The sequence below is a fragment of the Paenibacillus sp. FSL M7-1414 genome (assembly GCF_038003195.1).
Classification (GTDB): domain Bacteria; phylum Bacillota; class Bacilli; order Paenibacillales; family Paenibacillaceae; genus Paenibacillus; species Paenibacillus amylolyticus.
This window is the reverse complement of the sequence record NZ_JBBOOS010000001.1, coordinates 2,729,319-2,743,882: the sequence shown is the minus strand read 5'-3', so window position 1 is coordinate 2,743,882 and position 14,564 is coordinate 2,729,319. Positions and strand designations below refer to the sequence as shown.

Sequence of the window (14,564 nt, the reverse complement as noted above, 5' to 3'; positions counted from 1 at the left end):
TTCAAAATATCAAACGATTTCTTATGTAGTATGACTGAGATCCAGATCTTTTTTTTGATTTTGTGTGCGAACTTGTATGACGAAAGATACGCAAGTTTCGCTTATCTTCAAGTTGAATGACACTATGATACACTGTATGCCAAAATCCCCTTGTTCTTCAAGGAGATGCTCTCTACGCTGGTTGATTTACCAGCAGAGATAGCTCTTGTGAACAAGGGGACTTGTTTGTTTAACAATCTATGCTTAACCTTTCCAGTTCCCGGACACGGGATGAATACCCCAGATATCTGTCGCATACTCACTAATGGTACGATCACTGGAGAATATGCCGGAATGTGCCGTGTTTAATATCGCTTTCCGAGTCCAGCCCGGAATATCCCGATACGCCTGGTCAATCGCAGCATGCGCGTCGGCATAAGCAGCAAAATCACGCAATACAAAGTATTCGTCACCATGGGCCAGCAAGGAGTCATAAATATCCCAGAACTCCCCGTCACGATAACAGAATGCACCTGGATGCACCAGTTGCTCCACGACCTCGCGAATGCGTTCATCGTGCTGCACAATCTCATTCGGACGGTAGCTGCCGGAACGATAATACTCAAGTACTTCGTCTGCACGCAGACCATAAATGAACATATTTTCTTCCCCAACCTGCTCCGCCATCTCCACGTTGGCTCCATCCATCGTGCCAATCGTTAAAGCACCGTTCATCATAAATTTCATGTTGCCCGTACCGGAAGCTTCCTTACCTGCGGTTGAGATCTGTTCACTAACATCCGCAGCGGGAATGATCTTCTCTGCAAGAGAGACGGAATAATTTTCGAGGAAAAATACCTTCAAGCGGTCATTCACGGCCGCATCCCGATTCACCGTGTCAGCCACGTTGTTGATCAACTTGATAATTTTCTTGGCAAAATAATAACTCGGCGCTGCCTTGGCACCAAAGATGAACGTACGTGGTACTATATCAAACGAAGCATCATTCTTAAGCCGGTTATACAGATGCATAACATGCAGAATGTTCAACAGTTGACGTTTGTACCCGTGTAGTCTCTTCACCTGTACATCAAAGATGGAATCCGGATTCACTGCTGTCCCGGTATGATCCAGAATATACGCAGCAAGCCGCTCTTTGTTATCCCGCTTAATTGAACGGAACTGCTCCTGGAATGATGTATTATCCGCAAAACCAGCCAACTGGTCCAGCTTGCCCGGCTCTGTTATCCATTCGTTACCGATTGTATCCGTGATGAGATCCGACAGTTTCGGATTGGCATGCATCAACCAGCGGCGATGGGTGATACCATTCGTTTTGTTATTGAAACGCTCTGGATACAGTTCATAGAACGGAGCCATCTCGCGCTCTTTCAAAATCTCGGTGTGCAGAGCAGCAACACCATTCACGCTATGACTGCCTACAATCGCCAAATGCGCCATCCGTACCTGATCGTTTGCAACAATCGCCAGATGCCCTATGCGATCCTGATCTCCCGGATACCGGTCCAGCAGCATGCCACAGAAGCGTTTGTTGATCTCTTCAATGATCATGTAGATTCGTGGCAGCAGCCTGCTGATCATGGATACAGGCCACTTCTCAAGCGCCTCACTAAGCGTTGTATGATTGGTATACGATACAGTACGGGTTGTGATATCCCATGCTTCATCCCAGCCGTAACCCTTCACATCAATCAGGATGCGCATCAGTTCTGGAATAACCAAGGTTGGATGCGTGTCATTAATGTGGAAGGCCACTTTATCAGGCAAACGATCATACGGTAACTCCAGCTTGTTGAACGTACGCAAGGCGCTCTGTACACCTGCTGAGCACATGAAGTATTGCTGCTTCAATCGCAGCAGCTTTCCTTCGTACTGGGAATCATCGGGATACAGGAATTCCGAGATTGATTCAACCGATCGGCTATAATCCAGATAACCGTAGTAGTTCGAAGGGGTGTCGAGTGAAGTCTCGCGCTTTGGCTCGGCACTCCATAGACGCAATGTATTCACATGGGTTTGACCATAACCGATGACAGGCACGTCATAGGGAATGGCGACAACCGATTCGGCATCTTTTGTAACAAACTGATATTCTCCATCCTGCTCATGAGCTTCTACTCGGCCCCAGAACTGTACTTCCACCTTTTTGTCTGGACGGCGTACTTCCCATTCATTGCCCTTATCCAGCCAATTGTCGGGTAGCTCTACCTGATTACCATTGATGATTTTTTGCTCAAACAACCCGTATTTATATCGAATCCCGCAACCATGTCCTGCATATCGTAGTGATGCGAGTGAATCCAGGAAACAGGCAGCGAGTCGTCCCAGACCTCCGTTACCGAGTCCTGCATCCGCCTCCTGTTCTTCTATCTCCTCCAAGGAGAAGCCCAGCTCAGCTAAACTGTCACGCACCAATTCCAATTCATTCACATTCAACAGATTGTTGCCGAGCAGACGTCCAATCAGGAATTCCAGCGAGAAGTAATAGACCTGTTTATCCTGGCGCTGCTTGAACCCCTGATTCGACGCTGCCCAATCCTGGCCTGCATATTCACGAATCATGCTTCCCAGTACATGGTACACGTCTTCCTGTGTTGCTTCTTCAATCGGTTTGCCCAATTTGCTGACCAGATTCCGTGTAAATATACTCTTGAACGTTTCCTTGTTGTCAAACAAAAGTAGGTTCCTCCCGGGGAAATCCTGCAGGATGGTGGCGGTTCATATAAATTGAACTAGAGAATATTTACACTGGACACTTCGATGACAGAATAACCTTCCGATCGCTGTTATCCCCAGATTTTTTTGATTCCTTTTTAAAATGGGAAAATCCGGGGATAAAGGCGAGCGCTACGCTTCTTCAGGTCATTTCTGTCCTCTCCGTTTTGTGTAAATGTTTAAGTTGAATTTATATAATCAAGGGTAAAATTTGAAGACAGCATATGCTTTCGAAGCAGCTTTCTTGCAGAAAGCTTTTAGGAGACCGCTACGCTTCTTCAGAATCGATTTCGTCCCCTTCACTTACTGCCTACGCTCTTACCAAACAACGTTCGTCCATGAACCTTAAATCCATCCTACAGGATTTTTATTTTATATATATTTATAGAAGATATCGGTTACGTGGGGGCATTAGATAATAGTACTTTTCGCTAAAATGTATGGATTCGACGGGTCGCCGATCAGCGTCTGTCCTCCGGTCAGCTTCACGTCTTTATCGAGAATGACATTCTCAAGTACCGTCCCCTCACCAATGTAACATTTCTGCATGATGATGGAACCTTTTATTTTGGCACCCTTGGCCACCTGTACCCCACGGAACAGAATGCTGTCCTCCACCTCTCCACCAACAATGCAGCCATTCGCGAGAAGTGAATGTTTAACATCGGCGGTATCCAGGTATTTGGCAGGCGCTTCGTATTTAATTTTGGTCTGGATCGGATCTTCCTTGAAAAGTTGTTCATATTGCCCTGTGTTCAGCAGATCCATACTGTTGCGATAATAACTGTCAATGGAATTGATGACTGCGTGATAGCCATCATATGCATACGCAGCGATATTCAATCCATCCGGATTTTTTTGAATCACATCCCGGAAGAAATGGCTCTCGCCATGATCGATGCAGCGTTGCACCTGGCGCAAGAACAATTCTTTTTCCATAATGAAAATTTCTGTATATATATTCGGGTGATTAGCGCTTTGGTGAATGTCCACCACGTTACCGTCCCCGTCATGTTCAACTTTGACACAGGCGTCATGCTCAGGTAGCAGCTGATCTACTTTTTTGCAGACCAGTGTAACGTCCGCTCCTTTACTGATGTGATACCTGTAGACATCCTGGAGGTCTGCTTTGGTCACATGGCGACTGCCCGCATGCACAACATATTGTCCTGCCCCTCTGTGGAAAAAGTCCAAATTGTTATGGAAATGCTGCAAATCCCCTTGTGATGTATCTGTTGGATCGTTCCAGTCTGGTGGCAAAATAAACATGCCACCATGCTTGCGATCCAAATCCCAAGGTTTACCGTCACCAAGATGGTCCATCAACGAGCGATATTTTCGCCGTACAAATACACCAATACTCTCAATGCCTGCATTCATCATATTGGATAGAACAAAATCGATTAGACGGTAACGCCCGGCATAAGGCACCGCGGCTCCGCAGCGAAAATACGTCAATTCCTTCAATTCTTCAAGTTCATGGTCAAGGTTAATAACTCCGATCAATTGTTTCATCGCATGCACCGTCCTTTTGACTTCAATTAGGCCTTGCTAGTTATTCCTTGGCGAAGCTGACGTTCCAGTTCTTCCTGATCCACGAGCAATATATCACTCTCATCTTCCGGTGCAGGCGAAATCTGTGTTCCATCCGGAATAACCAATCCTTCTGCGATAATAGCTCGGTAAATGCGCACATTTTGCCCGATTTTCACTCTTGGCATGATCACCGAATCGATGACCGCACTGTTCTCACCAACTTCAATTCCATAGAACAGAACAGAATGATTGACCTCACCATGCACTACGGTACCTTCACTAATAATACAATTCCGCACCTTGCCCGAAGGTGAGATGTATTGTGCAGGTTGGTTCGGATTACGTGTGAAAATACGCCAGTCCGGATCATTCAGATTAAATGGTGTATCTTCGTCCAACAGGTCCATATTGGATTCCCACAGACTGCGAATGGTACCAACGTCTTTCCAATAACCTTCAAATGGATACGCATATAAGGATTTTTCATTTTCAAGCAATAAAGGAATAATATCTTTACCAAAATCATAGGAGGTGGATGCCTGTTGTTCATCCTGGATCAGGAAACGTTTCAGTACATCCCACTTGAAGAGATAGATACCCATGGAAGCCAGTGTGCTCTTGGGCTCAGGAGGTTTTTCTTCAAATTCATAGATGCTATAGTCATCGTTGGTGTTCAGCACTCCGAACCGGCTGGCTTCTTCCAATGAGACATCAATGACCGATATGGTGCAATCCGCATCTTTTTCTTTGTGATACTGGAGCATTTTTTCGTAGTCCATCTTATAGATATGATCCCCTGACAGAATGAGCACATGCTCAGGATCGAATTGTTCAATAAAGTTCAGGTTCCGGAAGATCGCATCCGCTGTACCCCGGTACCAGTTGCTACCGTCTTCACGTTCATGTGGAGGAAGTACATATACCCCGCCGTTTTTCCGATCCAGATCCCAGTCACTGCCAATGCCAATATAGGAATGTAAGACAAGTGGTTCATATTGGGTCAATACACCCACTGTATCAATACCAGAATTAGAGCAGTTACTCAGCGGGAAATCAATGATTCGGTACGTGCCCCCAAAATATACAGCTGGCTTAGCCAGTGATTTGGTCAATCCTTTTAACCTCTTACCTTGCCCTCCGGCAAGTAGCATCGCTACAACTTCTTTTTTCGCCATCATTACAGCCTCCTCCACGTGCATTCGTTCTGATTCATTTCAGAGCCCATAATCGATATTCTGTTGTGTGGACACTGTTGTCTTGATTAGGAGCTTGCTGTACAGATGTGTAACCGATGAATCTTTGTTGCAGTTTAACTTCTTGGATTGTAAAGCCTGAAATAGAGATGATGCTGGTGTAGAATTGCTTGACTGTCTTACAGAGGTGAATGTTAGATGCAGAACTTAAGGTGTAGCTCGTGAACAATGAAATAGTCTACTCCTATTTAACATTAAACACGAAACGGACTGGGGAATCTTACTGGAAAACATCGACATCAAGTTGCGGGTAAGATTACCCTTTCTCTTGCCGCTGTTATTCATATTGTATTCGATAATAGAGAAGCAAAATCCTTTAGTTTTTGTGCAAACATTAAGTGGAAAAATAAGTAAAAAGAATGAGTTCACATGACAAAAAAGCCGACTTTCGATCCCGGCTCATTTTGTCTGTTATTTTGATGCATCCGTTTCTGAAACAGTCTATATAATTTTGCGGAACAGCTCCATCACCTCATCCTTGGACGGTTGATAGGGATTGCCTGGTGCACAGGCATCTTTCATCGCGTTATCGGCAAGCAGTTCCACATCGGGATCTTTTACACCCAGTTCAGACAGTTTCTCAGGGATCCCGACTTCCTTCGATAGCTGACGTGTGGCCTCAATAACGTAATCGGAACACTCCTCATCACTTCTACCCTTCACATCCATACCAATGGCCTTAGCAATATGACGGAATTTGCCGGGTACATGCTTGGCGTTCAACTCTTCCACATAGGGGAGTAACATTGCGTTACAGACACCATGCGGCAGATCATATACGCCACCCAGTTGATGCGCCATCGCATGGACATAACCCAGGCCCGCATTATTAAAAGCAATCCCGCCAAGGAAACACGCATACGTCATATGTTCCCGCGCTTCCAGATCACTGCCGTCTCTCACGGCTCTTGGCAAGTATTCAAAGATCAGTTCAACAGCTGCTGCAGCTGTCGCACTTGTCACTGTAAATCCACCGGGTGTAACCATCGCTTCTACGGCATGTGTCAACGCATCCATTCCTGTGGCCGCTGTGAGACTTGCAGGTTTGCTGAGCATCAGCTCAGGATCATTAACCGACAGGGAGACCAGACTGTTGCGGTCCACCATCACCATCTTTACTTTACGTTCCTCATCTGTAATCACGTAGTTAATTGTCACCTCGCTCGATGTGCCAGCCGTTGTGTTAACAGCCACAAGTGGCACAGACTTATGTTTTGATTGATGAAATCCTTCATATTCACGGATATGCCCACCGTTCGTAGCTACAATGCCAATGCCTTTGGCAGCATCCTGCGGTGAACCTCCGCCTATCGATATAATGGCGTCACAGCCATGATCCTGGAATACTTGTAGTCCATCATGTACATTCTGACATGTTGGATTAGGCTGAACCTCATCATATACTACATAGTCTAACCCTGATTTTCTTAGTATAGACAGTACCTGTTCAGCAACGCCTGAAGTAATCAATTGACGATCACTTACAACCAGCGCCTTGCGGATACCCATCTGTTCAATCATCTGACCTGCTTCTTGTAAACAACCTCTACCCATCAAGTTCACGGGCGGAACATAATATGCATGTGTTGCCATTTGAACCAGCCTCCTGTAACCCCTGATTTACTATCTTCATTGTAACTGAATCCGTTTTCATATATAGTGAAATAAATCACAATGAAACCGATAAATGTTACACTTGCGGTTGATTTTTCCCCGTAATGAAAAAGACGACCCAGACACCCGAAGGTCTCCAAGCCGTCTTACTTATCTATCTTAAAGCTTTATCCACTACTTATACCTTACCGAAGGTACTTACACTAAAAGCATCCTTACGAAGGCTTACAGCGCCTTATCGTTCACGCCGTCAAGCCATGCCTCAATATCGCCAATTACGGAGGATACACAGCCATCCTCGAATGGTGAGTTCAATCCAGCCAGTTCAACCAATCCGGTGAAGGACAGGCTTCCTCCCGCTTTGCACAATGTCAGATAATCGGCCCATGCGGACTTCATGTCCTCATTGCTGCGTTTCCAGAACTGGAATGCACAGATTTGTGCCAACGTATAGTCAATGTAATAGAATGGCGATGAGAATATGTGACCCTGTTTATGCCAGAAACCACCTTGCTCCAAATACGCATTATCTTTGTAATTGATGTGTGGCAGATAGGTCTTCTCAATGTTGCGCCAAGCCTGCTTGCGCTCCGTTGGAGTTGCATCCGGGTTCGCATACACAAAATGCTGGAATTCATCCACAGCTACACCATACGGAATGAACAACAGACCAGAAGACAGGTGATCAAACTTGTACTTGTCCGTATCTTCCTTGAAGAACAACTGCATCCACGGCCATGTGAAGAACTCCATACTCATGGAATGAATCTCAGCCGATTCATATGTCGGCCAGTTGTATTCAGGCACTGCAAAATCACGGCTTTCATACACCTGGAAAGCATGACCTGCTTCATGCGTTAATACATCAATATCACCGGATGTACCGTTGAAGTTGGAGAAGATAAACGGCACTTTGTAATCGTTCAGGAACGTACAATATCCGCCGCCCTGTTTACCTTTTTTGCTTACCAGATCCATAAGCTCGTTTTCGGCCATCATCTGGAAAAATGCATCCGTCTCTGGTGATAATTCAGCGTACATTTTTTTACCATTATCGATAATCCAGTCCGCGTCACCTTTAGGTGTCGGGTTACCCGTCTTGAAGCTGAAGCCCTGATCGTAATAATAAAGCGTATCCACATCAATCCGATTACGCTGGCGCTCTCTGAGCTTGGTCGCTACAGGTACAATGTAATCACGAACTTGTGCACGGAAGTTGGCAACCATCTCGGCGTTGTAATCCGTACGGTTCATACGATCATAGCCGAGTTCCACATAGCTTGGATATCCCAGTTTCTTCGCGATCTGTGTACGTACTTTAACCAGTTGGTCGTAAATGCGATCGAATTCAGCTTCATGTTCAGCCATGAACGTGTATCTGGCTTCCGAAGCACGCTCCCGCATGGAGCGATCCGTGGACAGTTCAAATGGATGAAGCTGTGGCAACGTGCGCTCTTCACCTTCAAACGGAATTTTGGCCGATGCGATCAACTGATTGTATTCTGTGGAAAGTTTGTTCTCCTTCTGGAGCTCTTCAATAATTTCCGGGCTGAATGTTTTCAGTGAAAGATCCGCCAGTTGGAACAGCTGTGAACCCCATTTTTGTTCCAACTCGTTGCGGAATTTGGAGTTAACCAATGCACGGTAAAAATCCGTGATATATTCCTGCACAATGGGTGCATTCTCATCCAGAAATTCGTTCTCCGCCTTGTAAAACTCATCATTGGTATCAATGGAATGACGGATGTAGACCAATTGGGCTTGTGTCTCAAAATCACTGCGCAGAGCGTTAATCTGATCCATGAACCCACTCTGTTCTTCAACCGTTGCCGCAGCTTCAAAACCGCTCAACAGATCACGGAAAGATGTCTTGATGTGTTCCAGATTCGGACGTGTATACGTATACTCACTAAATTTCATTTATGTACATCCTTTCCTGTTTGGCAGAATTTCGGGAGTATCCCGAGTTAAACTACCCCCTATTATACAAAAGAGCAGCTAAAAAATCCCATAATTACGAAAAATATTTGTCCATCGGTCAAATTGTACAACATGAATGGTTACATATATTACGTGCTTATGTAAGGTCAGTGCCTCAAAATTTTCCCCACACAAATAAGCCCGCCTCGCGTTAGCGAAGCCAGCTTATAGGTTGTCTCTTCTTTTCACATGAAAAATACTAGCTTTGGTCTTTATCCATAATCTGATAGAACCAGCCCATTCCGACCATGCCCACGACCATAATAACGGCCATAATAATGATATATGTCATGAATGTAACCTCCCTGCTTCCGTATATTCATCACACTACTACTAGTGTACACGGTGAAACGCCGTTTGAATTGACCGAACATTGACAAAAATACGAAATCTTTAATTTTAATAAATGGATTATTTCCTCGATCACACTAAATCATACGTACCTCACTGCACGGTGCAAAGTTTCATCCGCCATGCTTACGGTGTATACTATACTTCTATGAAATGGAATTTGGATTTTTACTCAGAAAGGTTGAAAGACATGTCAACTCGCATTCCCTTACGTCAGCTATTTCTTACTGTTTTATTAGCCCTTATGTTATCTGTTTTGACCGCCTGTGCTGATGGAGAAGCCCATCTAACGGTAAATATGGATGGATCAACGGATCTGGATCTCAATCTCAACGTAAAGAACTCTGCTCTTGGAAAAATTGGACAAGACAATCTCATGCCTCTGATCGCAGATGCATTGAATCGAAATAACTTCCAGGCAGAGGTTTCGGAACAGGGAGATCAGAAGCAGCTCACAGCGACCACCCATTATGAAAAAAGCAATAAAACCAGCTTTGATACGTCCAAGTTACCACAAGGGATCAAAGTTGAACAAACAACTTCCCCCGGCTTCTTCACTTCCAAGATGCACATTACAGCAGAAGCCGACCTCATGGAGTCCATGCCCGATGGTGAGATCAAAAATCAAATTAACAAGGTGCCTAGCTTTCTTAAAAACCTCTTGTTAAAAGATGTTAACTTTGACTTCAAGTTGTCTTTGCCCATCAAGGCAGCCGATTCCAATGCCGATCAAGTAGAGGATGGCGGAAAAACGCTCATTTGGCACGTTTCACCCCTCCAGATGAATAAACTGGATCTGACTGTACAGGTTCCTAATATCCGGAATATCATCATCATTGCAGTCATTGGTCTATTATTAATCGCTGCTCTGCTCATGTGGTTTTTTGTTCGTCGCAGGCGGGCCAGACAGCGCCACAGTGCAAGTTCATATCGCGGAAAAAATTAATTCTTCACACCAATTTTATTTGTGACTTGCCAAACGGTGTTATGGATAGTAGAATACATCCGTACTGTGTGAACGGTTAATTTTTTATTAAGCAAAGCTAAAGAGGTGACAGGTTTCATGAATATCCGCGAATGCCCACTACCTGGTATCGGAGTTAAGTACCAGTTTGATACAAAGGGCGGCCATCAGTTAGTCATTATTGTGCATGAGGACGGACGCCGTGAATTATTCTCCGTTGATCCACAAGACAACGAAGAACTCACTCTGATTGCAGATTTGGAAGATGACGAATGCGTGACTCTCTCCGGTTTAATCGGAGGCTGGTCGTAAATGACAGAATAACCTGTACCTTGAATTTCAAGGCGCAGGTTATTTTTCCGTTACGTTACCCTTTGAGAGCGGATATATGGAACCCATGTATTCAGTACACGGCTAATCTCTGTGGAATGAAACGGTTTGCTGATAAAGTCCTGCATCCCGCATTTCAGACACTCCTCACGGTCACCGGCGCCTGCAAAAGCTGTAATCGCTGCAATAACCGGTATTTCTGGGTGGGTCTGTCTGATGTGGCAGGTCGCTTCAATCCCATCCATAACGGGCATTTGAATATCCATAAACACCAGGTCATATTGAATCTTGTTCAATGAATCGACGGCCTGTGCACCATTCTCAACAATATCACATACTCCGCCAAACTTTCGCAGCATCTCCTCCAACAGATGACTGTTGACCGCTTGATCCTCAGCAATCAAAATTTTGATGTCATGGGCAAGACTCGCTCGATCCAATTGCAGTTCATCATTCGTGGTGATTTCGATCGGGTCATTACTTTCCTCTAACCACCGCTCCACTACGAGGGTGAACTGGAATTCTGCCCCCTCACCGAGCTCACTCTGTACTCCAATCGCTCCGCCCATTAACTCCACCAGTTTTTTGCTGATCGCAAGGCCTAGACCTGTCCCGCCAAACTTACGATTGATGGCCGGATCAAGCTGTGAGAAGGATTGGAACAACTGATGCTGCTTTTCTATTGGAATGCCAATCCCCGTATCTCTTACCTTAAAGGTCAACATCAGGTTATCCTGACCATGCTCATCTGAGAAATCAGCACCTACGCTCACCATAATACGGCCCTGCTCTGTGAATTTAACGGCATTACCCACCAGATTGATCAAAATCTGCCGGATCCGTGTCTCATCCCCTCGAATGCGTTCAGGAATGTGATCCGACACTTCACAATAGAGTTCAATATTTTTCTCTGATGCCTTCAGTGCAAACAGCTCGATCACCCCACCCAGCATCGCCTTAATATCTACAGGTGCTCGCTCAAGATCCATTTTGCCTGCTTCGATTTTGCTGAAATCCAAAATTTCGTTCAAAATGTACAAAAGGGATTCGCCGCTATCAATCATGATTTCCGCAAAACCTTTCTGCTCATCATCCAGCTCGGTTTCCATTAACAGATGGGCCATGCCCATGATGCCGTTTAATGGCGTACGAAGCTCATGACTCATGATGGCGAGAAACTCGGACTTTGCCCGGTCTGCATGCTCTGCTGCTTCCTTGGCACGTATGATGTCCTTAACAGATGTCATATCACGGAAAACCAACACTGCTCCGCGCGTTCTACCCTGATCCATAATCGGCTTCAATTGGAACTCTGCCAGGAAACTGGACCCATCCTGTCTCCAGAATACGGATTCGGTACGTGGCAGACCTCGTCCCTCACGAACAGCCTGTAGAATTGGTGTATCCTTGGATGGGTAGGGGATGCCTTCGCTCTGCATTTGGATCATCATCTGTTCTAATGGTTTGCCATTCAATTCACTTGGACAGAAGTTCATGATCTCCGCAGCGGCCGGATTGGCAAAGTTCAGATTCCCTTCCAGGTCCAGTCCAATAACACCCTCAGACATGCCATTCAAAATCAATGCCCGTTCATAACTAAGATTCTCGATTTCCTCGACGTAACGTTTGGACTCTGTAATGTCACTCGTAATCCCGTAGACCCCAACAACTTTGTCCTCAAGTATAATAGGAACATTAATCACATTTGTTTCAATTCGCTGCCCATTTTTGTGAATTAAACCTATCTCGTAGCTCTGTGCATTGCCCTTCACCGTTTCCTCAAAATGATATCGAGTCTTCTCCAGATCCACAGGATCAATGAGGTGATCAAAAGGCCGACTCAGCAGCTCCTCCTTGGTGTGTCCTGTCAACTGTTCCTGACCCATATTTGCTTTCAGCAGATTGCCTTCCAGATCAAGAGAAGCCACACCTAGGGGATTACAGTCAAATAACGATCTGTACTCCTGCATGCTTAACTGTTGTTGCTGGCTGGCTGTGATATCCCGGGTTACGGCGACCATCTCCATTAATTCACCTGAATCGTCATATACATAGTGCGTAATCGTATCTGCCCATACCGTAGATCCATCCTTATGTAACAGGCGATAATTGAGCCGTTTGGGAGCCAGACCCTTTCTCTGCTCTTCTACGTACGCTTCAACCAAAGGTACATCCTCCGGATAGATAACAAAAGTTCCCGGCTTACCTATAACTTCTTCCAACTCATAGCCCAACATGCTTTTACATGCATTTGATACATATTTAAATGTACGACTTGAATCGGCATCATGTATTGCAATCAGGTCTAGTGAAGACTCCGCCAGCAGGCGAGAGATGCGACTGCTCTCTTCCAATTGCTTACGTTGCACAATGAGGATTTCCTCTGCATCTTTTTGTTTCGTAATGTCAGCAGCCTGTACCAACAGATACAATGGCTCACCATTCGTTTCATCCCTAACAATGCAAGCTCTAATGGTTGCCCACAATAACGAACCGTCCTTTCGTTTCAGACGAACCTCCGTCTCGTACATCGGACTTGTTTCATGAGTCATTTCCCAGAACTTGCTGCGGAATTCCTCCATATGCAGATCTTCTTCGTAGATCATATGTATGACCGAAGTATCGATCAGTTCATCTTCACTGTATGCAAGCATCTCGCAAAATGCAGGATTAAGCTGCAGCCACCGTCCATTTACATGCGATGCGACAGCAATGCCGATTGGTGCGTGCGTATACAATTGTTCGAACAGAGATCGGCTCTCTGTAATGGATTTCGACATTACATGTCCTCCTTTATGAGAATCTGAATGTATTCCGTATGAATAGATCGACCTGAACATAACTTCATCTATAGAGTACTACCCCAAATGCCATCATTGATAAACGAGATCGGACAAAATCCCTACTTGAATCGACATATACTACACAATACCCGTGCTCTCCCGATTATACAATGTTGAATATTCGAATAGGAACGGAGGTTATGGATCATGATCATTGTTGCTAATCAACCCGTCCAGCTGAACCGCTCGGAATGGTCTGATTTTGAATGGTATTGGTTACAGCAACTCCAGAATCGTCCAACGAGGTATGTGTACCAATCCATGGATCATCTTCGATTTGAATGGGACTTGAGGGGCTCTCTCGTGGAAGCCGCGGAAGGACTGGATCGAAGCGGTGTGAGTTTTGCCTCCTTTGAAAAATCCAGATGTAATCCTGCCTACTGGAATCGTAATGCGGAAGGTGGGTTTGAGCTAAGATCAAACGTGACCCCCGCCGACGGCATCCGGGATATCTGGAGGAATGGACACTTATATGCCTTTGAATGTGCAACAGCCACCGTTATTGTGCTGTATGGTGGCGTACTGGGAAGCATTCGCGAAGACGCCTTTAATTCCCTGTTTCGCAATCTGTTACTCTTTGACTGGCATTATGACAGTGACCTGCGATTAACCGAAAAAAACGGTAGCGAAACCGCCCTGCCAGGAGATGTGCTGTATTTCAAAAATCCGGATGTTTCTCCGGAAACCCCCGAGTGGCAGGGAGAGAATACGTTCATGCTGCGCGAGAACTTGTATTATGGTCATGGCATTGGTATTGCAAGTGGCGAAGAGATTATACGTACCCTGAATCAGTTCCGCGTTCCAGGTAGCCGAGTCTCCGCCTACTTAATGGATATGGTGATCTATCCGGACTTCTTTTATTTATCCCGATTCGCCAAAAACAGCCAGAATAATATTGCCGCTGGTTCTACGCCCGTATTACCCGGACAGTTATATGTACGACTTGGTGGCAGCCGTTATTTACGCAGCTGAACTACT

9 protein-coding genes are annotated in these 14,564 nt (G+C 45.3%); 3 read left to right on the top strand and 6 right to left on the bottom strand.

Annotated features, from left to right (window positions below; genetic code table 11):
• Positions 1–243: 243 nt before the first annotated feature.
• From MHH92_RS12545 to MHH92_RS12525, 5 genes are all read right to left on the bottom strand, one after another.
• Positions 244–2,676 carry a glycogen/starch/alpha-glucan phosphorylase gene (locus MHH92_RS12545; RefSeq protein WP_340904000.1) on the bottom strand — a complete coding sequence of 811 codons (2,433 nt, stop codon included), beginning with the start codon at positions 2,674–2,676 and terminating at the stop codon, positions 244–246.
• 450 nt (positions 2,677–3,126) lie between these two features.
• Positions 3,127–4,230, bottom strand: a complete 1,104-nt coding sequence (gene glgD, locus MHH92_RS12540; RefSeq protein ID WP_036608765.1) for a glucose-1-phosphate adenylyltransferase subunit GlgD — start codon at positions 4,228–4,230, stop codon at positions 3,127–3,129.
• Positions 4,231–4,256: 26 nt separating this feature from the next.
• Positions 4,257–5,426: a glucose-1-phosphate adenylyltransferase gene (locus MHH92_RS12535; RefSeq protein ID WP_036608767.1), complete on the bottom strand. Its 1,170-nt coding sequence runs from the start codon at positions 5,424–5,426 to the stop codon at positions 4,257–4,259.
• A gap of 519 nt (positions 5,427–5,945) precedes the next feature.
• A complete protein-coding gene (locus MHH92_RS12530) occupies positions 5,946–7,097 on the bottom strand; it encodes an iron-containing alcohol dehydrogenase (RefSeq protein WP_340903999.1) in 1,152 nt (383 codons plus the stop codon).
• A 246-nt stretch (positions 7,098–7,343) separates the two neighbouring features.
• Entirely contained in the window at positions 7,344–9,038 is a 1,695-nt protein-coding gene (locus MHH92_RS12525) for a M3 family oligoendopeptidase (protein WP_340903997.1), read from the bottom strand.
• A 601-nt stretch (positions 9,039–9,639) separates the two neighbouring features.
• On the opposite strand from MHH92_RS12525, the gene MHH92_RS12520 reads away from it, so the two are divergent.
• Both MHH92_RS12520 and MHH92_RS12515 read left to right on the top strand, forming a co-directional pair.
• On the top strand, positions 9,640–10,395 hold the full coding sequence (locus MHH92_RS12520; RefSeq protein ID WP_179088655.1) for a DUF3153 domain-containing protein: 756 nt from the start codon (positions 9,640–9,642) through the stop codon (positions 10,393–10,395).
• A 117-nt stretch (positions 10,396–10,512) separates the two neighbouring features.
• Positions 10,513–10,725: a hypothetical protein gene (locus MHH92_RS12515; protein ID WP_017688899.1), complete on the top strand. Its 213-nt coding sequence runs from the start codon at positions 10,513–10,515 to the stop codon at positions 10,723–10,725.
• A 50-nt stretch (positions 10,726–10,775) separates the two neighbouring features.
• On the opposite strand, the gene MHH92_RS12510 is transcribed toward MHH92_RS12515, so the two are convergent.
• Positions 10,776–13,523 (bottom strand): PAS domain-containing hybrid sensor histidine kinase/response regulator, encoded by a 2,748-nt coding sequence (locus tag MHH92_RS12510; RefSeq protein ID WP_340903995.1) that lies wholly within the window; start codon positions 13,521–13,523, stop codon positions 10,776–10,778.
• A gap of 210 nt (positions 13,524–13,733) precedes the next feature.
• Between MHH92_RS12510 and MHH92_RS12505 the strand changes: the two genes are divergently transcribed.
• Positions 13,734–14,558: a protein-glutamine gamma-glutamyltransferase gene (locus MHH92_RS12505; RefSeq protein WP_076327827.1), complete on the top strand. Its 825-nt coding sequence runs from the start codon at positions 13,734–13,736 to the stop codon at positions 14,556–14,558.
• Positions 14,559–14,564: the final 6 nt, after the last annotated feature.